The 20750-nt window shown below is 71.8% G+C and carries 19 protein-coding genes; 15 read left to right on the top strand and 4 right to left on the bottom strand.

The window, feature by feature from the left end; translation table 11 throughout:
* Positions 1–7: 7 nt before the first annotated feature.
* Complete coding sequence (locus tag E1285_RS06905; RefSeq protein ID WP_132149253.1) at positions 8–814, bottom strand: GntR family transcriptional regulator; 807 nt, start codon at positions 812–814, stop codon at positions 8–10.
* 114 nt (positions 815–928) lie between these two features.
* Here E1285_RS06905 and E1285_RS06900 point away from each other — a divergent pair, with 114 nt between their 5' ends.
* The 8 genes from E1285_RS06900 (at position 929) to E1285_RS06865 (ending at position 11229) form a co-directional block, all read left to right on the top strand.
* Complete coding sequence (locus E1285_RS06900; RefSeq protein WP_132149251.1) at positions 929–2074, top strand: acyl-CoA dehydrogenase family protein; 1146 nt, start codon at positions 929–931, stop codon at positions 2072–2074.
* Positions 2071–3036, top strand: a complete 966-nt coding sequence (locus E1285_RS06895) for an acyl-CoA dehydrogenase family protein (RefSeq protein ID WP_132149249.1) — start codon at positions 2071–2073, stop codon at positions 3034–3036. Before E1285_RS06900 ends, E1285_RS06895 begins: the two co-directional genes overlap by 4 nt.
* Entirely contained in the window at positions 3033–3836 is an 804-nt protein-coding gene (locus E1285_RS06890; RefSeq protein WP_132149247.1) for an enoyl-CoA hydratase/isomerase family protein, read from the top strand. Before E1285_RS06895 ends, E1285_RS06890 begins: the two co-directional genes overlap by 4 nt.
* 1 nt (position 3837) lies before the next feature.
* Positions 3838–5082 (top strand): acyl-CoA dehydrogenase family protein, encoded by a 1245-nt coding sequence (locus E1285_RS06885; RefSeq protein WP_207946450.1) that lies wholly within the window; start codon positions 3838–3840, stop codon positions 5080–5082.
* On the top strand, positions 5079–6149 hold the full coding sequence (locus E1285_RS06880) for an acyl-CoA dehydrogenase family protein (protein ID WP_132149245.1): 1071 nt from the start codon (positions 5079–5081) through the stop codon (positions 6147–6149). The genes E1285_RS06885 and E1285_RS06880 overlap by 4 nt, the downstream gene beginning before the upstream one ends.
* Before the next feature lie 195 nt (positions 6150–6344).
* Entirely contained in the window at positions 6345–7844 is a 1500-nt protein-coding gene (locus E1285_RS06875; protein ID WP_132149243.1) for an MFS transporter, read from the top strand.
* Between the two features lie 138 nt (positions 7845–7982).
* Entirely contained in the window at positions 7983–10385 is a 2403-nt protein-coding gene (locus E1285_RS06870; protein ID WP_132149241.1) for a CoA transferase, read from the top strand.
* 85 nt (positions 10386–10470) lie between these two features.
* Positions 10471–11229, top strand: a complete 759-nt coding sequence (locus E1285_RS06865) for a MarR family transcriptional regulator (RefSeq protein WP_132149239.1) — start codon at positions 10471–10473, stop codon at positions 11227–11229.
* 27 nt (positions 11230–11256) lie between these two features.
* Here E1285_RS06865 and E1285_RS06860 read toward each other — a convergent pair whose 3' ends face one another.
* Both E1285_RS06860 and E1285_RS06855 read right to left on the bottom strand, forming a co-directional pair.
* Positions 11257–11574 (bottom strand): hypothetical protein, encoded by a 318-nt coding sequence (locus E1285_RS06860; protein ID WP_207946449.1) that lies wholly within the window; start codon positions 11572–11574, stop codon positions 11257–11259.
* A gap of 42 nt (positions 11575–11616) precedes the next feature.
* Positions 11617–13149 carry a fatty acid--CoA ligase family protein gene (locus E1285_RS06855; RefSeq protein ID WP_132149237.1) on the bottom strand — a complete coding sequence of 511 codons (1533 nt, stop codon included), beginning with the start codon at positions 13147–13149 and terminating at the stop codon, positions 11617–11619.
* 298 nt (positions 13150–13447) lie between these two features.
* Here E1285_RS06855 and E1285_RS06850 point away from each other — a divergent pair, with 298 nt between their 5' ends.
* From E1285_RS06850 to E1285_RS06835, 4 genes are read left to right on the top strand one after another with little or no spacing between them, the layout of a single operon-like run.
* A complete protein-coding gene (locus E1285_RS06850; RefSeq protein WP_132149235.1) occupies positions 13448–14614 on the top strand; it encodes a thiolase family protein in 1167 nt (388 codons plus the stop codon).
* Positions 14611–15030: a Zn-ribbon domain-containing OB-fold protein gene (locus tag E1285_RS06845; RefSeq protein WP_132149233.1), complete on the top strand. Its 420-nt coding sequence runs from the start codon at positions 14611–14613 to the stop codon at positions 15028–15030. The genes E1285_RS06850 and E1285_RS06845 overlap by 4 nt, the downstream gene beginning before the upstream one ends.
* Positions 15031–15058: 28 nt before the next feature.
* The gene (locus tag E1285_RS06840; RefSeq protein WP_132149231.1) at positions 15059–16405 is read left to right on the top strand and encodes an amidohydrolase family protein; all 1347 of its coding nucleotides are present in this window, start codon (positions 15059–15061) and stop codon (positions 16403–16405) included.
* Positions 16406–16414: 9 nt separating this feature from the next.
* Positions 16415–16735, top strand: coding sequence for a hypothetical protein (locus tag E1285_RS06835; protein ID WP_132149229.1), 321 nt, complete (start codon positions 16415–16417; stop codon positions 16733–16735).
* A 48-nt stretch (positions 16736–16783) separates the two neighbouring features.
* Here the strand turns inward: E1285_RS06835 and E1285_RS06830 are convergent, their stop codons facing one another.
* Positions 16784–17356, bottom strand: a complete 573-nt coding sequence (locus E1285_RS06830) for a TIGR03086 family metal-binding protein (protein ID WP_132149227.1) — start codon at positions 17354–17356, stop codon at positions 16784–16786.
* Positions 17357–17635: 279 nt separating this feature from the next.
* Here E1285_RS06830 and E1285_RS06825 point away from each other — a divergent pair, with 279 nt between their 5' ends.
* The 3 genes from E1285_RS06825 to E1285_RS06815 form a co-directional block, all read left to right on the top strand.
* Positions 17636–18613: a hypothetical protein gene (locus tag E1285_RS06825; RefSeq protein ID WP_132149225.1), complete on the top strand. Its 978-nt coding sequence runs from the start codon at positions 17636–17638 to the stop codon at positions 18611–18613.
* Between the two features lie 199 nt (positions 18614–18812).
* Positions 18813–20159: a hypothetical protein gene (locus tag E1285_RS06820; protein ID WP_132149223.1), complete on the top strand. Its 1347-nt coding sequence runs from the start codon at positions 18813–18815 to the stop codon at positions 20157–20159.
* Positions 20156–20750 (top strand): hypothetical protein (locus E1285_RS06815; protein WP_132149221.1); only part of this gene is annotated, 595 nt, incomplete at its 3' end. The genes E1285_RS06820 and E1285_RS06815, both read left to right, overlap by 4 nt.

Genomic DNA, 20750 nt, shown 5'->3' with positions numbered 1-20750 from the left:
CGGCGCGTCAGCCGCGAGAGCGCTGGCTGGACTGGATCGCCTGGCGGGCGGCGGCCGACGAGGCGTTGACGACGCCGTCGTCGAACCGGTCGAGCAGCAGCGACTGGGCCGCCGAGAGGTGGGCGCAGGCGACCCGCTCCGCCTCCCCGGCGCGTCCGGCGGCGATGTCGGCGACGATCCGGTCGTGGGTGCGGACGGCCGCGAGCGCCCTGCCCCTGGAGGGGTACTCGCCGCGCCTGGTCAGCGCCTCCGCCCAAGCCTCCTCCTGCGCGGACCACAGGGCGACGAGGCTGCCGACGACATGGCGGACGGTGGCGTTCGGGGTGAAGGTGACGAGCAGGTCGTGGAACTCGCGGGCGGACTGGGTGAAGGCGACTCCGTCGTCGACCAGCGCGGTGCACTCCTCGACGTTGGCGCGCAGCGCCGGGACGACCACGTCCAGCCGGTCCTCGCGCCGGGCGCATTCGGAGGCGCAGATCGGCTCCATCATCCGCAGCCCGGCGGCGAGGTCCGCCAGCGTGACCTTGTCGCCCTGGAGCGCGAGACCGAGATGGTAGGCCGCCGACGACTTGTCGGGGCGGTGGACTTCGGCGCCGCCGACCTTTCCGCGGCGGACGGTCACCAGCCCCTCGGTCTCCAGGATGCGGATGGCCTCCCGGATCGAGGGATAGCTGACTCCGAACTCCTTCACCAGGTGGTCCTGGGTGGGGAGGGTGTAGTCGGCGTCGCTCGACAGGATGCGCGTCCGCAGTTCGGCGGCGACCGTCTCGGCGATGCGGTGCTGGGGGATCCGGGTGCGTCGGGTGGTCGTCACTCAGGTGGCTTCCTGTGGAAGGGGAGTTCGGGACCGGGCGGACGTATTCTAGCCCGTCCGAGCAAACAAATGAAGTATTGCAATCCTTTCAAGGATTAAAATAGCCTCGGCGGTATGGACTTCACGATGGGCGCGGCCGCCACCGCCCTGCGCGGCGAGCTTCGCGGGCTGGTGGCCGAGCACGTCCCGCCCGGTTTCCTGGGGGCGTTCACCGAGGACCCGGCCGACCTGGAGACCGCCCAGCGCTTCTGCCGGTCGCTGGCCGAGCAGGGCCTGCTGTGCCTGGCCTGGCCGGAGGAGTACGGCGGCCGGGGCGCCTCGGTCTGGGAGCAGACCGTGGTGCGCGAGGAGATGTGGGCCCACCACGAGCCCCGCGGCGCCCAGTACATGGGGGTCAACTGGGTCGGGCCGACGATCATGCGGCACGGCACCCCCGAGCAGCGGCGCGGCCACCTTCCGCCGATCGCCCGCGGTGAGGTGATCTGGTGCCAGGGCTTCAGCGAACCCGACGCCGGGTCGGACCTGGCCTCGCTGCGCACGGCCGCCCGCCGCTCCGGCGACGGCTGGAGCATCTCCGGCCAGAAGATCTGGACCTCCTACGCCACCATGGCCCAGTGGTGCTTCCTCCTCGCCCGCACCTCCACGGGGGAGAAGAAGCAGCACGGCTTGACGATCTTCCTGGTGCCGATGTCCGATCCGGCCATCGAGGTCCGGCCCATCCCGTCCATGCTGGGTCCGCACCACCTCAACGAGGTCTTCTTCGACGATCTGCGCGTGACCGAGACCGACGTCCTCGGGACCGTTGACCGGGGATGGGAGGTGGTGCAGGAGGTGCTCTCGTTCGAGCGCGTCGGCATCGCCCGCTACGCGCGGTGCGAACGCCTCCTCCAGGCCGCGCCGTCGATGCTCGGCAGCGGATGGGACGACCTCCCGCCCGAGCTGAAGGGCCGGTGGGCGCGGATGCTCGCGCACTGCCGCCGGGCCCGGCTGCTCGCCTACCAGGTGGTGTCGACGCAGGACGAGGGGACGGTGCGGCCGGGCGACGCGGCGGCCTACCGGATCGCGGTCACCAGGCTCGACCAGCAGAGCGCCGAGGTGCTGATGGAGATCGTCGCCGCCGTGCGGCCGACCGGCGGCGAGGGACGCCGGTTCCTCGCGGAAGTCGAGGACCACTGGCGCTACTCGCAGGCCTCCACCGTCGCGTCGGGAAGCATCGAGATGCAGCAGATCCTGCTGTCCCGAGCCCTGATGGCGTCATGAAGCTCGACCTGAGCGAGGAGGCGACGGAGTACGGGCGGCAGGCCCTCCGGGCGTTCGAGGCCGCAGGCGGGGACGAACTCGTCCAGGCGGCCGAGCGCGACCCCGCGAGCAGGGCCGGCCTGGTCGCGCCGGTCCTGGCCGAGCTGGGCGCGGAAGACCTCGACCCGCGCGGCGACGCCGAGGAACTGGAGGCGGCGGCGGCGCTGTGCCGTGCCGCCGGCTACCGGGCCGTCCCCTACCCCGTCGCCGAGCGGCTCGCCCGTCCCGCCGCCCGCGCCGCCGCCCGTGCCGCCGGCGGGCTGGTGGTGGTCGCCGACGCCCACCCCTCCGGGCCGGTCGCGGAGCTGGACCTGTGCTGGGATGCGGTGACGCTGGACGGCCGCCGCAGCACCGCCGTGGCCCGCCCGCCGGATTCGCCGCCGCGCACGTCGATGTTCGTCACCGGGCTCGATCTGCGGCCCGCCGACGGCGACGGCGCCGAGGACGTGGCGCTCGGGCTCGTCCTGCCGTGCTGGACGCTTCTCGGCATGCTCGACCGGGCCATCGACCTCACCCGGGAGCACGTGCGGGTCCGGGAGCAGTTCGGGCAGGCGCTCGCCCGGTTCCAGGGCGTGCAGTTCCAGCTCACCGAGGCCGAGGTCGAGCGCAGCGGCGTCGAGGTGCTGGCCAAGTACGCGCTGTGGAGCATCCAGACGGGGTGCGAGGAGGCGACGGACGACGCGCTCGCGCTGCGCCTCGCCGCCGTGGAGGCGGCCGAGGTCGTGTTCCGTGTCGCGCACCAGCTTCACGGCGCCATCGGTTTCTGCGACGAGGCGTTCCTGTCGTGGCTGTCGCGCCACAGCCAGCCGCTGCGGCGGCTGCCCCTGGGCCCGTCGGCGACGGCGGACCGCCTGGCGCACCGGCTCGGACGGCGCGGCCTGACCGGGCTGTTCGGCGGCGCACCGGAACGGGTGGCCCTATGACCGGGCAGCGCGAGGACGCCGGTGAACTCTACGATCTTCCCGGCGAGCTGACCGTCCAGCACGACGGACCGGTACGGACGGTCGTCATCAACCGGCCCGAGGAACTCAACGCGGTCAACAAGCCCCTGCACTGGGCACTGGCCAACGTCTGGCGGCAGCTGGCCGCCGACCGCGAGGCGAAGGTCGTGATCCTGACCGGCGCGGGCCGGGCGTTCAGCGCCGGAGGCGACCTGGACTGGATCGTCACGTTCCTGGACGACGAGGCCGCCCGGGAGGAGAGCCTGCGCGAGGGCGCGCAGATCATCGAGGAGATGCTGCGCTTCCCGCTCCCGGTGCTCGCGGCCGTCAACGGCGCCGCCGTGGGGCTGGGCTGCAGCCTGGCGGTGCTGTGCGACGTCGTCCTGATGTCGGAGACCGCGCATCTCGCCGACCCGCACGTGTCGGTGGGCCTGGTGGCGGGCGACGGCGGCGCCGCGTTCTGGCCGCTGCTGACCCCGATCCTGCGCTCCCGCGAGTTCCTGTTCACCGGCGACCGCATCCGCGCCCCCATGGCGGTCGAGCTGGGACTGGCCTCAAGGCTCACCTCCCCGGACGAGCTGCTGCCGGAGGCCCGGCGGCTGGCCGGGCGGCTGGCCGCCCAGCCGGCCGAGGCGCTGCGGGGGACCAAGCGGGTGGTCAACATGCACCTGTCGGAGGCGTTGAGCGGAGCGATGCAGGCCGGTTTCGCCGCCGAATCCGTCACCATGCGGACCCGCGAGCACCGCGAACGGCTGCTGGCCCTCCGGCGCAAGGCGGGCTGACGTGCCCGACGCACCGGACCTGCCCGACGCACCTGACCTGCGCGACGTATCGGTTGCGGAGCTGGCCGAGTTCCGCGCCACCGTACGCGACTGGTGCCGCGAGCACGTGCCCGCCGGATGGCGGCAGGCGCAGACGGGCGTACCGGAAGAGGAGTTCGTCTCCTTCCAGAAGGCGTGGTTCCAGGAGTTGCGCCGCGCCGGGTTCGCCGTCCCGCACTGGCCGGCGGAGTGGGGCGGCGGGATGCCGGTCGCGGAGCAGATCGTCCTTTACCAGGAACTCGCCGCCCACGACGCTCCGCGGCTGGTGCTGGCCTTCGTCGGGATCCACCACGCCGCCGCCACCCTGCTGGCGGCCGGCACCGAGGAGCAGCGCCGGCGCCACCTCCCGGCGATCCTGGACGGCGAGATCTGGGCGCAGGGCTTCTCCGAGCCCGAGGCCGGATCCGACCTGGCCGCGCTCAGGACGACCGCCCGGGAAGAGGGCGGCGCCTACGTGGTCAACGGGCAGAAGGTGTGGGCCAGCGGCGCCGCGCACGCCGACTGGTGCCTGCTGCTGGCCCGCACCGACCCGCACGCACCCAAACGGCGCGGCATCTCCTACTTCCTGCTGGACATGAGCACACCCGGCATCGACGTCCGCCCCATCCGCCAGGCGACCGGCGAGGCGCACTTCTGCGAGGTCTTCCTGGACGACGTCGCCGTCCCGGCCGCGCATCTGGTCGGGCCGGTGAACGACGGGTGGCGGGTGGCGCAGGAGACTCTGGGCGCGGAGCGCGGCATGACGATGCTGGAACTGGCCGAGCGGCTCGGCAACGCCGGCTTCCGGTGGCTGCTGGAGGCGTGCGCGCGGCCGGACCCCGGCGGCGAACGTCCCCTCGACGACCCGCTGGTGCGCGACCGGCTGGCCGGGCTGGAGACCGAGGTCACCGGCCTGCGCGCCCTCTGCCGCGATCTCGTGGAACGCCACGACGCCGGCACCGCGGGCCCGGCCGACGCCTCGATCGTGAAACTGTACTACAGCGAGCTGCTGCAGCGCATGACCGACTTCGGCACGCAGATCGCCGGCCTGGCCGCGCACACCGAGCTGCGCAAACCCCTGTCCAGCGGGTGGGAGTCGGGCGCCTGGGCGCTGGACTTCATCGGCTCGTGGGAATGGACGATCCCGGGCGGGACGAGCGAGATCCAGCGCACCATCATCGGCGAGCGCGGCCTCGGACTGCCCCGCGAACCGAGGGCGACCCGATGACCGCCGACCTTTCCGGCGTCCACGACGAACTCCGGGCGGCCGCCCGCGACCTGCTCGGCAGGCCGGGCCTCGACACCGGCCGCACCGACACCGGCCGCATCGCCGAGGCCGGATGGTTCGGTCTGGAGGTGCCGGAAGCGCTGGACGGCGCGGACGCCACCTTCGCCGAGACCGCCATCGTCATCGAGGAGATGGGGCGCGCCACGGCGAGGACCCCGTACCTGGGGGCCGTCCTCGCGGTCGGGGCGCTCAACCTGCTGGAACCGGGCGCGGGCCGGGACCGGCTGCTCCGCGAGACCGCGTCGGGCGGCGTCCTCCCCGTCCTCGCGCTGGCGGGCGAGGAGGGCGACGCCTGCGGTTTCCGGATCGAGCGGTCGCCCGACGGTCCGCTCCTGCGCGGCCGTGCGGCGTTCGTGCCCGATGCTCCGGAGGCGGGACGGCTGTTGCTTCCCGCGCTCGATCCTCACGGCACGCCCGTCCTCGTCGATGCCGCACCCGATGCCTCCGGGCTTGGCCTGACCGCCCAGCCCGTTCTCGACGAGACCCGCCGCTTCGGCGAGGTCACCGCGGACGGCGCGGCGGTCGTGGAGGGGGCGGTCTTGCGGTTCGGCGGCGACCCGGGTGAAGCCCTCCGACATCTGGCCGACCGGGTCGCTCTCGCCATCGCGTGCGACAGCCTCGGACTGAGCGAGGCCATGCTGGACGCCACAGTCGCCTACGCCGGCGTGCGCCACCAGTTCGACCGCCCCATCGGGTCCTTCCAGGCCGTCAAGCACGCCTGCGCCGACATGCTCGTCCACATCTCCGTGGCGCGGCGCCTCGTGGACGCGGCCGTGCGGGCGCTGTCCGCCGGCGACCCCGGCGCCGGGGTGGCGGCGTCCATGGCCAAGGCCTACACCAGCGCCGTCGCGGTCGACGTCACCGGCAAGGCGATGCAGCTGCACGGAGGCATGGGCTACACGTGGGAGAGCGGCGTCCACGTCTACCTGAAGCGCGCCGCCCTCAACCGCTCGCTGTTCGGCTCACCCGCCTCCCACCGCCGCCGCATCGCCGGCCGCTACCGCTGACGCCGGTCCCGATCGTTCGAGTCTGGCCTAAGTCTAAAGTTCCCAACCAGGTCGCTGGTGACACGCAGTCTTGCAGGAACTTTCGGGTTCAGCTCTTGACGGAACCATTCAAGCATCGTTCTATTAGTCACAGACAATTTGTGACCTAGCCCACGCCCGACTCCACCCCCACCACATCGGAAAGTCGGTACGGCCATGCCCGGAACGAGATCCTCCAGATCCGCCCTCCTCCTGATCGCGGTGCTCGTGCTCGCCGAGACGGTGTCGGCGTTCGAGACGACGATGTCCGTCCAGCTCCTCTACGCCCAACTGCCCTTCTTCGGGTCCGACATCAACAAGCTCACCTGGATCGTGACCGCGTACATGCTGGTGGCGGCGGCCGCGACGGGGGTGTGCGGCCGCCTGGGCGACCAGTTCGGCCGCGCGCGGGTGCTCAACATCGTGCTGCTGATCTCGGCGGCGGGCTCCGCGCTCAGCGCGATCGCCCCCAACCTGGAGGTCCTCATCGTCGGCCGGGGCCTGCAAGGGGTGTCCGGCGCGGTGCTGCCCCTGGTGATCGGGCTGGCACGCGAGATCCTGCCGAAGGAGAAGGTCACCACCGGGATCGCCGTCGTCAGCGCGTCGGCGCTCATCGCCGGAGCGTCGGGCATGCTCGTGTCCGGCTTCATCCTGGACCACTTCAACTGGCGCTTCATCTTCTGGACCGCGGTGATCCTGGCCGCGCTCGCGATGCTCGGGATCCGCGCCGTCATCCCCAACTCCAAGGCCGCGGACGCGGACCCCGGGAAGGTCGACTACCTGGGGGCCGCGCTGTTCTCGGTCGCCATCGGGACGACGCTCTACGGCGTCACCAAGTCGAGCGAATGGACGTGGGGCGACTCCCGGACGCTGGGCTTCCTGGGCGTCGGGCTTCTCCTGCTCGCCGTGTGGACGGTCTGGGAGCTGCGCGTCGAGCACCCGATGATGGAGGTCCGGCGGTTCGTCAATCCCAAGTTCGCGATCGGGATGCTCGCCACGGTGATCATCGCCTTCGGGGTCTTCGGGCTCAGCCAGGTCATGCCGACGGCCGTCCTGCGCACCCCGACGGAGATCCCCGTGCCGGGCGGCGCCCCCATCGAGCTGCCGGTCGGGCTGGGACTGACCGCGACGATGACCGGGCTGGTGGGCGGCCTCGGCGCGCTCGTCGGGTTCGCCATCTCCCCGCTGCCCGGCCGGATCTCCCGCCGCTACGGCGCCGCCCGGACGATCATGATCGGGTCCGTGGTCGCCGTGGGGGCCTTCTGGTCCGTCATGTCCCTCCACACGTCGCTCGGCGGCTTCATCGCCTTCACGATCATCAGCTCGATCGCCGTCACGTTCTGCTACGGCGCCCTGCCGACCCTCATCGCCGAATGCGTCCCGCCGGAAGAGACCAGCGCCGCCGTCGGCATGCAGGCCGTGGTGCGGACGACGTTCCAGGGCGTCGCCGCGTCCTTCTCCGGGGTCTTCCTGGCGCGGGGCGAGATCGAGGTGGGCGAGCTGGCCTTCCTGAGCGAGCAGGGGCTGGAGACCCTCGCCGTCGCGGCCATCGTCGCCTCCGTCATCGGGTTCCTGCTCGCCGTCGGGGCGTCGCGCTACCGCGATTCGATGCTCGCCGACCGCGACGACGGACCCGTTCCCGCCACCGGCCCCAAGGCGGCCGTCCAGGTCGACTGAGAAGCCCGGTCGCCGGCGCCCGCGGGTGGCGCCGGCGACCGGAATCCACCAAACGACCCGGCACCGATCCGGACCAGATCTATTCAGACCACATTCATTCAGACCACGTTCAGACCACGTCGACGTTGTGAGGAACAGATGGACAGCCCTCTCCCGCTCGCTGATGTCCGCGTCCTGGAGTGCACCGGGAACATCCCGGGCGCGTACTGCGGCAAGATGCTCGTCGATGCGGGTGCGCAGGTAGTGAAGCTGGAGCCCCCGCAAGGTGACCCGCTGCGCTCCTGGAGCGCGTCGGGGGATCTCGTCCTCGGTCCGGGCGAGCACGCGCCCCTGTTCCAGTTCCTTGCCGCCGGAAAGCGTTCGGTCGTCTCGGACGGCGCGGAATCGCCCGCCGCCCACGATCTCGTCCGGGGCGCGGACATCGTGATCGTCGACGGGACGGGAGGCTGGGATCTGGCGCGGGTGCGGTCCCTCCTGCCGCCGGACGACGAGACCGTCGTCATCAGCATCACCCCGTTCGGCACCGAAGGCCCCTACGTCGACCAGGGAGTCCAGGCCAACGAGTTCATCCTCCAGGCGCTGTGCGGGTCGACCGGGAGCCGCGGCTGGCCCGGCGAGGAGCCCTTGCAGGCCGGAGGCAGGACCGGCGAGTGGGTGGCGGGCGCGTACGCCGCCTTCGCCGCCGCCGCCGGAATCCGCCGGCTCAGGCGGACCGGCCGGGGCGACGTCTTCGACGTCTCGATCTACGAGGCCATGATCGTCACCATGGGCGGTCTCGGCGCGGTCGCCGCCGGCGTCCTCGGCGAGGACGCCCCGCCGCCGGGCCGGAGCCTGGAGATGCCGTCGATCGTGCCCACCGCCGACGGCCTCGTCGGCTTCTGCACGATCACCGCGCAGCAGTTCGCGGACTTCCTCGTCCTCATCGACCGCGCGGACCTGCTCGACGACGCCGACCTGGCCTCGTTCGCGGGCCGGTCACGGCGGCGCGACGAGTTCCTGGAGATGGTGCACGGCTGGGCCGCCACCCGGACCACCGCGGAGATCGTGGAGCTGGCCGCCGCGCTGCGGATCCCGGTCGCCCCGATCGGGACGCCGGAGACGCTGACCGAGATCGACCAGTTCCGGGAGCGCGGCGTCTTCGTGAAGAACGCGCTCGGCCATCTCCAGCCGCGGGTCCCGTACCGGACCGGCGCGTTCGAGGCGGTCCCGCCCGGAACGGTGCCGGAACTCGGCCGGGACACCGGCGAGGTGCGCTGGCCGGCGCGCGAACGTCCGGAACGGCAGCATCCAGCACGGCCGGATGCGCCGGCGGACCAGCGGCCGCTCCACGGGGTGCGGGTCGCCGACTTCACCGCCTTCTGGGCCGGTCCCACCGCCACCCAGCTGCTGGCGGCGTTCGGTGCCGACGTGGTCAAGATCGAGGGCCTGCGGCGTCCGGACGGCATGCGGTTCTCCGGTGGACGGCCGCCGAGCGTCGACCAGTGGTGGGAATGGGGGTCGGTGTTCCTCGCCAGCAACAACGACAAGCGCGGGCTCAGCCTGGAACTGAGCGATCCGCGGGCGCGGGACGCCGCCCTGAAGATCATCGAGGGGAGCGACATGGTCGTCGAGAACTTCTCGCCGCGCGTGATGGCCAACTTCGGGCTGGAGTGGCCGGACGTGTCGGCGGCCAACCCCCGGGCCTGCATGGTGCGGATGCCCGCCTTCGGGCTCGACGGCCCCTGGCGGGACAGGGTCGGGTTCGCCCAGACGATGGAGCAGGCGAGCGGCATGGCCTGGATGACGGGCCACCCGGACGGGCCGCCGATCATCCCCCGCGGCGTCTGCGACCCCGTCGCCGGCCTCCACGCGGCCTTCGCGGCGGTGATCGCCCTGGAGAACCGCGACGTCACCGGCCGGGGTGTGCACGTCGAGGGCACCATGGTCGAGGCCGCGCTCAACGTGGCGGCCGAGGCGCTGCTGGAGCACGCCGTCCGCGGCGTCACCCTGCGCCGCGACGGCAACCGCGGGCCGGGCGCCTCGCCCCAGGGCGTGTACCGGACGGCCGGCGCCGACGAGTGGGCGGCGGTCGCCGTGACGGACGACGCGCAGTGGCCAGCGCTCGCCGCCGCCATCGGCCGCCCCGACCTCGCGGACGACCGTGACCTCGCGACCCGGTCCGGCCGCCGGGCCCGCGCCGCGCAGGTCGACGAGGCCATCGGGACGTGGGCGGCGGGTGTGGACATCGAGACGGCCGTCGCGGCGCTCCGTGCCGCGGGCGTCCCGTCCGCCCGGGTGACGCCGCCGAGCGACCTGCTGACCGACGAGCAGTTGCGCGCTCGCGGGTTCTGGGAGAACGTCCGGCATCCGGTGGCGGGCGAGTTCCTCTCGACGGGGCTGCCCTTCGGGTCCCGGACCGTGACCTCCGGGTGGGTAAGGGATGGGGCTCCGCTCTACGGGCAGCACAACCACGAGGTCTTGGCGGAGGTCGGCCTCGGCCAGGACGAGATCGAGGAGCTGGAGGAGAACGGGGTCATCGGCTCCAGGCCCGCGGGCCTGTGACAGCGGGCCTGTGACGGCGGGCCTGTGACGCGGGTCCGCCGACGGGCACGGCGGCGTCCGCGCGAGGGCTACGATCGCTTCCAGGATGACGGCGATCGGTGGGAATGACGGCGTGGGAGTCAACGACGACGTGGGACTCGATGCATCGCGGGGGACGGGCGAGCAGGGCGGGCGGGACGACTCCGCCGACTCCGGCGCCGGCTACCCGGATCTGCCGACGACGGCGTACCTCGTCCTCGGCATGCTCGTCGTCAACGACGAGTCGCTCACCGCGGGCGAGATCAAGGTGCGCTCCCAGTACACGGTCGGCCACTTCTACTGGGCCCCGGCCGTCAGCCACATCCGGCGGGAGCTGGCGCGCCTGATCCAGCACGAGATGGCCGCCGAGCGCACCATCCATGTCGGCAAGCGCAAGATGACGGTCTACGAGTCGACCCCCCGGGGAGAGCGGGCGCTGAGCGCGTGGGCCGAGGCCCTGCCGGGCGACGAGCCGGTGATGATCAAGCATCCGCTGATGCTCAAGATCTGGCTCGCCGGGGACACCGCGCCGGAAGTGGTCCTGGACGCCATCGACCGCTACCTGGAGAGCGTCCAGAAGTCGATCGACGAGCTGATGTGGGCGCACGCCAGGAGCCGGGAACTCGGGCTGCTGGAGGAGATGAGGTCGAAGTATCCGGGGCAGGTGTCGACCTACACTCTGCGCTCGCTGTACGCCGAGATGGCCAACGTCCGGCAGCTCCGTGACGAGATCGAGTGGAACGTCGGGGACGCCTACGAGCGGCACGCCGACCACCCGAAGACGTCCGTGCGGCGAAGGGTACGGCCAGAGGCCAAGGAAGACTGACCTCTGGTCCGGCTCGTCGAGGGCGGGTCAGTCGCTCGCGGGGAGCGGCTTGGCCTCCTTGACCACGAGCAGCGTTTCGCCGTCCGACAGCGCGCCCGCCCCGGGGCTGGTCACCAGCACCTCGAAAGAGTCGTCGTCGGGATGGGTGTAGCGCTTGCCCAGCAGCGAGCCTCCGTCGAACGGGCTCTGCGGTTCCCCTACGGTCGCGCGGTCGGCCGACGGGGACATGGGGACTCCGCCGCAGCGCAGATCCAGGGCCGCTGAACCGGGCCGGACGACGATGACGCCTGTGCCGCACACCTGGCTGTGCAGGCGCGTCCCAGGCTTGATGATGGTGTCGCTCAACGCTTTCTCCTATCCGGATCCAGTATCCGTGGTGTTTCTCGATCAGGCGTGCGTGGGGGAGCGGAGTCCCGCGACGATCTCACGGCGCAGGAGCTTGCCCGTCTGGGTGTAGGGCAGCTCGTCCCTGAAGACCACCTCGTCGGGCGTCCGGGAACCGCGCAGGCTGGAGCGGACGAAGGCGCGCAGCTCGGTAGCGAGGTCGTCGCCGGCGGGCCCGGCCCGTCCGTCGGGGACCACGACGGCCACCAGACGTTCGCCCCAGTGGGGGTCGGCCATTCCGACGACGGCGACCTCACGGACGGAGTCATGGGAGAGCAGGACGTCCTCGATCTCGGCCGGAGCGATGTTCTCGCCGCCGCGGATGATCGTGTCGTCCGCGCGTCCCTCCACGTACAGGTAGCCCTCCTCGTCGAGGCGCGCGAGGTCGCGGGTCGGGAACCAGCCGCCGGCGTCCAGGACCGAACCGAGCCCGGTGTACTCGCCGGAGACCTGCGGCCCCCGGACCCACAGCTCGCCGACCGTGCCGCCGGGCACCGCACGGCCGTCCTCGGCACGGATCTCCGCCTCGATCCCCGGGACGACGCGGCCGACGGAGGCGAGGCGGTGCGGCCGCCCCGACGCCATCGCGTCGCGGTGGTCGCCGGGTCCGAGGACCGCGATCGTCGAGCTGGTCTCGGTGAGGCCGTAAGCGTTGACGAAACCGGTCGCGGGGAACGCCTCCAGCGCCCGCGTGAGCACCGGCAGCGGCATCCGGGCTCCGCCGTAGGCGAGCGTCGCGAGGCTCGGGCAGTCCGCCGGGCGGTCCCCGAGGTGCTCGACGATGCGGGCCAGCATCGTCGGCACCACCATCGCGTGGCTCACCTCCCGGCTCCGGACCACGTCGAGCCACCCCTCCGGCGTGAAGTCGGTCAGGTAGGCGACCCTGCGGCCGGAGTAGACGTTGGTGAGCACGGCCCCGATCCCGGCGATGTGGTACGGCGGGACGCTGAGCAGGGCGCACTCGTCCTCCGCCGCCGAGCCGAACTCGACGGTTCCGAGGACGTACGAGAGCAGGTTCGAGTGCCGCAGGACGGCGCATTTCGGCGCCGACGTCGTACCGCTGGTGAACAGCAGGATCGCGGGGCTCTCCTCGGACACCTCCGCGGACGCCTCCGCGGGCTCCCCCTCGGACGTCTCCAGGGCGTCCGGGGACGCGAGGAGGTCGAACCATTCCGAAGTGGTCATCGACGCGACGACGTTGCCGGGCGGTTCGATGCGATGGGACGGGTCGGTGACGAGGACGGGCGCGTCGAGGCGGGCGATCAGCTCGCGCAGCGCCGCGCCGGACAGGCGGTAGTTGAGCGGGGCGAACGGGACTCCGGCGCCGGCCGCGGCGAACAGCAGCGCGGGAACCGCGGGGGAGTTGACGCCGATGAACGCCAGCGTGCGGCCGCCCCGGCGGCCCAGCAGCGCGCTTCCCGCGTCGGCCAGTCCGGAGAGGCCGCCGAAGGTCGTCGGCTCGCCGCCGCCGGGCACCAGCGCGGTGCGGTCGGCCCCTGCCTGCGAGGCCATGTCCAGGATCAGGCGGATGGTCATGCGCACTCCATGGCTCGTCACACCAGCTCTCTTAAACTAATAGTCCTTCATGATGGTCACACAGCGGCTGCCAGAGCGCTAGCCCTCCGGAGGGCCTCGCACCCGCGGCGCACGCTCGTTTCGCCGGATCCAGCGGCGACTGTCGCCGGTTAAGAGGCGTTTCGCCACACCGGAACGCCGGCTTCCCGCGAGTCGATCGGGAGGCGGATGCCCCCTTGACAGGCGAGAAATCGCTAAGTCTAATAGTGCACAGCCGTTAGTGATCTACAGCACATGGCTCGACCTCTAGGAGTACCGAGTGAGGGCATCGAACCGCCGGGCCGTCATCGCCGGGGTGCACAACACACGCCAAGCGCGCCGCCTGGAAGGGGAGACCTCCCGCAGCCTCATCGTCAAGGCGACCCTCGGCGCGCTGGACGACGCGGGGCTGGAGCTGTCCGACGTCGACGGAATCAGCTCCATGGCCGACAGCACGTCCCTGATCTACGACCTCGGCGTCGGGCCCGCCTGGCAGGGCCAGGACTTCGGGGCCGGCATGTTCGCCGAGGCCGCCGCCGCCGTCGAGAAGGGCTACGCCGACGTCGTCGTGCTGGTCTCCGGGCAGGCCGGCAGCTACACCGACCGCGCGGCGACCGCGCCGTGGACCCGCCCGGAGAACGAGTTCGTCGCCCCCTGGGGCATGTTCACCGCCGCCGAGTTCGCGCTCATCGCCCGCCGCCACATGGAGGTCTACGGGACGACACGGGACCAGATGTCGCGGGTCGCGGCCACGATCCGCAACAACGGGGACCGCAACCCGGAGGCCGTCTACCACGGCCGGGGCCCCTTCAAGCCCGAGGACATCACCGCCTCCCGTCCCATCGCCGAGCCCTTCCACCTCCTCGACTGCGCCATGACGTCCGAGGGCGGCTGCGCGGCGGTCGTCACCACGGCCGAGCGCGCCGGGTCCCTGCGCCGCGACCCGGTCCACGTGCTCGGCGCCGGGGTCGACTTCTTCGGCCCGTCCTACCAGTACCCGCCGAGCTGGGACCTGCGCGGCCGGCGGCGGGACGCGCCGTCCAACGGGCAGGCCGGCCGCCGTGCCGCCGACCTCGCGTTCCGGCAGGCCGGACTCGAACGCGGCGACGTGGACGTCCTGGAGCTCTACGACCCCTTCTCGTTCGAGATCATCCGCCAGCTGGAGGCGATGCGGTTCTGCCCCGAGGGGGAGGGCGGGCCGTTCGTCGAGGACGGCCACATCGAGCTGACCGGCAGCCACCCGATCACCACCGACGGCGGCCTGATGTCGTTCAGCCACGCGGGCGCGAACCCCCAGATGATGCAGCGCGTGATCCGCGGCGTCCAGCAGGTGCGCGGCGACGCCGGGCCCCTCCAAATCCCGGACGCCCATGTCGCCCTGTGCACCACCGGCGGAGCCGGCGCCCTGTTCAACGGCGTGATCCTGTTGGGAGACGACCTGCCATGACACCCCTGCTGCGAGCCCAGACCGGCGACCTTCCGCACGCCGTGCCGAGCGAGGTGACCCGGCCCTTCTGGGACGCGTGCGCGCGCGGAGAGCTGCTGTTCCAGCGCTGCGAGCAGTGCCGCTCCATCACGTTCCCGCCCAGCGAGCACTGCCGCGGATGCCTGGCCCGCGGCCAGGTCTGGGAGGCGAGCGCCGGGCGCGGGGTCCTCTACAGCTGGACCGTCGTCCACCGCCCGGTCACGCCCGCGTTCGAACCGCCCTACGCCGCCGCCATCGTGACCCTCGACGAGGGCTACCAGATGCTGACCAACATCATCGACGCCGAGCCGGACGACCTGCGCGCCGACCTGCCCGTCCACGTGTCGTTCCGGCGGACCGGCGGCGACCTCCGGCTCCCCTACTTCGTCCCCGCCTGACCCGGAAGACCGAGCGAAGGGTTCCCCCATGCACAAGGACGACTTGATCCTCATCAGCGTCGACGACCACATCGCCGAGCCCGCCGACATGTTCGACGCCCACGTCCCCGGCAGGTACCGCGACCGGGCGCCGCGCGTCATCATCGAACCGGACGGCGTCCAGCAGTGGTACTACGGTGATCTGCGCGGCCGCAACATGGGGCTGAACGCGGTCGCGGGGAAGCCGCGCGAGATGTACAACATCGACGCCAGCAGCTACGACGAGATGCGTCCGGGCTGCTTCAACGTCGACGAGCGGGTCCGGGACATGAACGCGGGCGGCCAGCTCGCCGGGCTGAACTTCCCGAACTGGACCGGGTTCTCCGGCCAGGTCCTCAACCAGGGCCCGGACCGCGAGACCAACCTGGTGATGATCAAGGCGTACAACGACTGGCACGTCGACGAGTGGTGCGGCGCGTACCCCGGCCGGTTCATCCCCTGCGGGATCCTCCCGCTGTTCGACGTGCACGAGGCCGCGAAGGAGATCCGCCGCCTGGCGGCCAAGGGATGCCACGCGGTCACGTTCTCGGAGAACCCCGAGGCGCTGGACATGCCCAGCATCCACACCAAGTACTGGTACCCGCTGTTCGAGGCGGCCAGCGAATGCAAGACCGTGCTGTGCACTCACATCGGGTCGTCCTCGCGGGCGCCGATGTTCTCCAGCGACGCCCCGGCGAGCGTCGCCATGACGGGGTCCTCGATCATGAGCGCGTACACGCTGCTGGAACTGATGTGGGCGGAGTTCTGGGGGGACTTCCCCGACCTGAGGTTCTCGCTGACCGAGGGCGACATCGGCTGGATCCCGTACTTCCTCTGGCGCGCCGAGCACGTGCAGAACCGCCACTCGGGCTGGACGAAGGCGACCTTCCCGCCCGGCTACGACGGCCCGTCGGACGTGTTCAGAAAGCACATCCACACGTGCTTCATCGCCGACAAGGTCGGCCCCCAGGTCCTCGACTGGTTCGACACCGACATGGTCTGCTGGGAGTCGGACTACCCGCACTCCGACAGCAACTGGCCGTTCGCGCCCGAGGACGTCATCGAGACCCTCGGCCACCTCGACGACGCGCTGATCAACAAGATCACCCATGAGAACGCGATGGCGGCGTACTCGTTCGATCCGTTCGCGCACGTCCCGAAGGAGAACGCGCGTGCCGGGCACCTGCGCTCGCAGGCGACGGACGTCGACGTCGTCACGCACGTGGGGCGCCAGGCGAGCCAGCGCGACCTGGACGCGTGGGCCCGGATGACGAGCTTCGCCCACACGCACCCGGCGCAGGTCACCGGGGACGCCGACATCTCCGGGCGCGCCGAGAAGCTCGGCGAGAACATCTAGGGACGCGTGATGGGCATGAGCCTGTGCGTGCCGCCGCGGCCGGGGGAGCTGTGCGCTCCCATCCGGCTGCGGCTGCCCGGCGAGCACTCGACGCAGCAACTGACGTCCCGGCACCGCGTGACCGGGATCGAGGCCGACGGCGAGACGGTCGTCGTCCGAGTGGAGATCACGGATCCGCAGACGTCGCGTCCGATCGACGTCCGCTTCGACGTGGTCCCGCCGGGCGAGCCTCCCGCCGAGCGGTCCGTCCTGCTCGGGACGGCCGAACTGCCCGGCGGCCCCGCCGAGGTGTACGGCACCTACCTCGGGGTGGTCGCGGACGAGAACTAAGGTGATGGGGAGAACCGGGGACGGCGAGAACCGGGGACGGCGAGCCGCTCAGCGGCCCGGCCAGGACGGGTCGCGGCCGATGAAGCCCAGCAGTCTGGTCTGGACGTCCGCGCCGGCGGGCACCTCGACCCGGGGGCCGTACTGGCCGGAGGAGCGGATGACCTCCTCCATCGCCTCCATCCCGCCGAGGAGTTCGGCGCAGAAGCCGGGGTCCAGGCGGTCGTCCTGGCCGGTGGCCCTGGACAGGTCCCAGGTGTGCATGAACACGTCGGCGGTGTAGAACCGGTCGATCGCGGTCTCCAGCGGCAGGGTGCCGGTGTGCGGGTTGGTGAACTTGCGGCCGGCGCTCTCCGGATCGTCCAGGACCGCCTGCACGCCGTCGCAGTGGACCTGCCACGCGGCGACCGGATCGTCGTCCACGGGCGGTCCGCTGGGCAGGTGGACGTCCGAACCGGACGCCAGGAACCCGGGGAACCACTCGGTCAGGTGACGCACGACGTCGCGGGCGGTCCAGTCGGCCACCGGGGACGGCGCGTCCCAGGACCGGGTACCGCGGACCCGGTCGGTGAACAGCCCGGCAACCTGCCGGTGCCGCTCGGCCGGACGGTCAGGCAGAGCCATCGATGAGCATCCTTCCAGGCGTGGTCGTTCACTTGCGTTCAACCGTTTGGTTGAAAAAGAAGGTAGACCGTGAACCGGTCCTTCGTCAACCATCCGGTTGAAAGCAGGGTCGCCAGGGTGAGGCGTCGCGTGGCACGTCGCTGGACGTTGACAAGGTCCGGACATCCTCCTAAATTTCGGAACAGCATTCCGCATATTGAAACAGGAGATGGTCGGTGCGGTCGGCCGGCGTGGCCGCGAGCCGCCGGCGATGAGGCCTGATCCGAGGAAAGAGGCCACGTGAGCACGGACCCCGCCCCGCTCGTCAGCGGCGTCACCGCCGCGGTGATCGGCGTCACCGACTTCGGTCCCCACCTGGACCTCTTCTGCGGTGAACTGGGCTTCGAGGTCGCGGCCGAAGGCGTCGTCCGGGCAGCGGACGCGGACCGCCTCTGGGGAGCCGAGACCGGCGGGCGCGACGTCGAGACCATGCGGCTGGCCGCCGCAGGAGCCCCGACCGGCCGCCTCCACCTGGTGAAGGTCGACGACCCGGTGGCGCAGGCGGAGCATCCCCACACGCTGGACATCGGCCTCGCCGGGCTCAACATCTACACCAAGGACCTCCGGGCCTCGCACGAGCGGCTGAGCGCGGCGGGCTACCCGTGGGGGCGGCCGTCGACATTCGAGGTGCCGCTGGGCGACAAGATCGTGTCGGTCACGGAGGGCTTCTGCTTCGCACCGGACGGAACCGACATCGTGTTCGTCCAGCCGGCGAGCGCCCGCAACACCACGGCGTGGGACGCCGACCCGTCGCGGCACTACACGGAGCTGACATCGGTCGTCGCCCACGTCCCCCGCTTCGAGGCCGAACTCGACTTCTGGGGACCCGGCGGGCTGGGAATGTCCGTCTGGTACGACGTCACCTTCGGCTCGCCGGGATTCGAGGCGATGGCCGATCTGCCGCCGGGCACGCGGACGCGGCTCGCCTTCGTCGTCGGCGCGGACGGCGGTACCGCGCGCATCGAGCTCGTCCAGGTGGCGGACAACCCCGGCGGGGTCGACCGGCGGGCGGTCCAGCTTCCCGCGCGCGGGCTCGGCCATACCGGATGGTCCGTGCTCACCCGTGACCTCGACACCGCCGTGGCCAGGGCCGAAGGCGCCGGCGGCCGCGTCCGGTGCCGCCCCTTCGCCGCCACCACACCGCTGCACGGGGACGCGCGGCTGGCCACGGTGGACACGCCGAACGGAGTCAGCGTCGAGCTGTGGCAGCCACGGTGACCCGGTGGTGGAACGGCCCTGTGCTGTTCCGCCTTTTGCTGGACGGCGGGGCATCGCCGGTGTAGCAAGGCCGGTGGTGTAGCAAGGCCGGTGGTGTAGCAGGGCTGCGGGGTGGGGGCCGGAACCGGCCATTGGAGAACTCTTCCTCCGGCGGTGGAGTCCAAGAAGATCGACATCCCCCGACCTCGCTGGAGTCCGCGTGCCCGATTCCGAACCCGACGGCGCGGGGCCCGAACCCGGCGGCGTGGGGCCCGAACCCGGCGGCATAGGGCTTCGCCTCCGGACCGACCGCAGGTGGCAGGTCGCGGCCGTGGCCGGAGCGCTCGCCCTCGTCCTCGGCGGCACGGTCGCCGTGGCCGCCGCGCGCGACACCGCTACCGGCGGGATCGCCGACGGACCCCTGCTGACGGCGCCCGCGACCGCCGACCACGTGCCCGCCGGCCGGATCATCGAGAAGCTTCCCCGCAACTGCGGGGTGTCGGACGCCACCGCCGCCAGGCTCGCGCCCGGGGCGGACCGCGACGCCGAGAGAGGCGGCATGTTCCGGCGCGGCGGCGCCGGAAGCTGCAAGTGGTACTCGCTGGACGACGGGAAGGTCAAATGCGACTGGTGCATGGGCGACTTCGCGAACGAGCGCGTCCTCGACATCTCCATCACTCTGGCGGAGGGCCGCATGCAGTCGCCGATCAGCGAGGCGATGGAGCAGCTGGGCAGGGCCAGGCCGAATGAGACGGCGCCCAAGCTCGTGGAGGGACTGGGTGAGGAGGCCACCGCCCGCTACGCGGCGGACTCCGACACCGAGGGCGCGGTCGTGACCTTCCGGGAGGGCAACGCCGTCGCGAGGATCCGCTACCGGGGATGGGACGACGCGGGAGACCAGCGCAAGACGATCTCGGAGAAGACGGCGATGGACGGCGCCTTCGCCGCGGCGGCGGAAACGGCGAAGAGCCTGGGAACTGCGGCGAACCCCGTGCTGGCCACCGTGGTGGGCCAGGGCACGCCGCCGCTGAGCGAGGTCCCCAAACCCTGTGACACGGTTCCGGTCGCCACCGTCGACAAGGTCGCCCGGGACGCGTACCGGCGGCGAGGAGGCTCCACCCTGCTCTCCAGGACGTTCCAAGCGGGGATGTCCGGTGACTCGTGCACGTGGAACGCAAGGACGTCCCAGTACTCGAACGAGGGCCGGTCGCGCACGCTCACGGTGTCACTCGCCATCGGGGAGGAACGGCTGCCGGGCATGGGCGTCTCCACGGCCACGCGCCAATACCAGGGCATTCATCGCGACCTGCGCGAGGGCAAGGTCCCCGGAATCGCGGAGTTCACCGACTTCACACCGCTGGCCGGGCCCGGCGACCGGGCGTTCGCGGTGACCAACAGCCGAACGGGATCGAGAGGTGACGTGGGGTTGGTGGTCTTCCAGAAACGCAACGTCCTGATCGAGGTGGCCTATGAAGGGGCCGACCACGACGCGAAACTGAGCGGACGCCCGTTGATCGACAGCGCCTACACGGTCGCCGTCGCGGTGGAAAGGTCGTTGCGCTCATGACCGGCCCCGGACCACGGCGGCGCCCCGGAACCGGGGACGACGACGCCGTCGTGTTCGCGTTCTTCGTCGCGTTCGTGATCAGCATCGTGCTGGTGGTGGTGATGCCGTCGCCCGGAAGTCTCGACACCCTGCCCGCTCCGCCCGCCGGCCCCGACCGGGTCCCGGCGGGGCGGACCATCGAGGCGGTCCCGGCGGGCTGCGGGGTCTCGCCCGCCACCGTCGGCCGCCTGGTGACCGAACCGCGGACGATGAGCGACGGTCACAAGGGGGAGTGCGAGTGGTCGTCGGGCGCCGACGGCGTCTCGCGCCGCATGCTGACGGTGGGTCTCACCCTGTCCGGGGGCACCCCCGTCCGCCCGCTGGTGGGGCCGGAAGTCGGACGGTCACCCGTCGCCGCGGCCATGAGGTCCTTCCGGCCGAAATGGTCCGACGTGACCCCGCAGGCGGTGACGGGACTCGGGGACGAGGCGCTCGCGCAGTACTCGCCGTCCACCGGCTCGACGGTCGTGGTGCGCGTCGGGAACGCGAAGGTCGTCGTCCGCTACTCCGGCATCGGCCCGCCGATGCCGGAGGAGACCGCCAGGTCCGGCG

This window comes from Actinomadura sp. 7K507 (genome assembly GCF_004348425.1).
Classification (GTDB): Bacteria; Actinomycetota; Actinomycetes; order Streptosporangiales; family Streptosporangiaceae; genus Spirillospora.
Note: the sequence above shows the minus strand (reverse complement) of the source record. Positions and strands in the feature narration are given on the sequence as shown.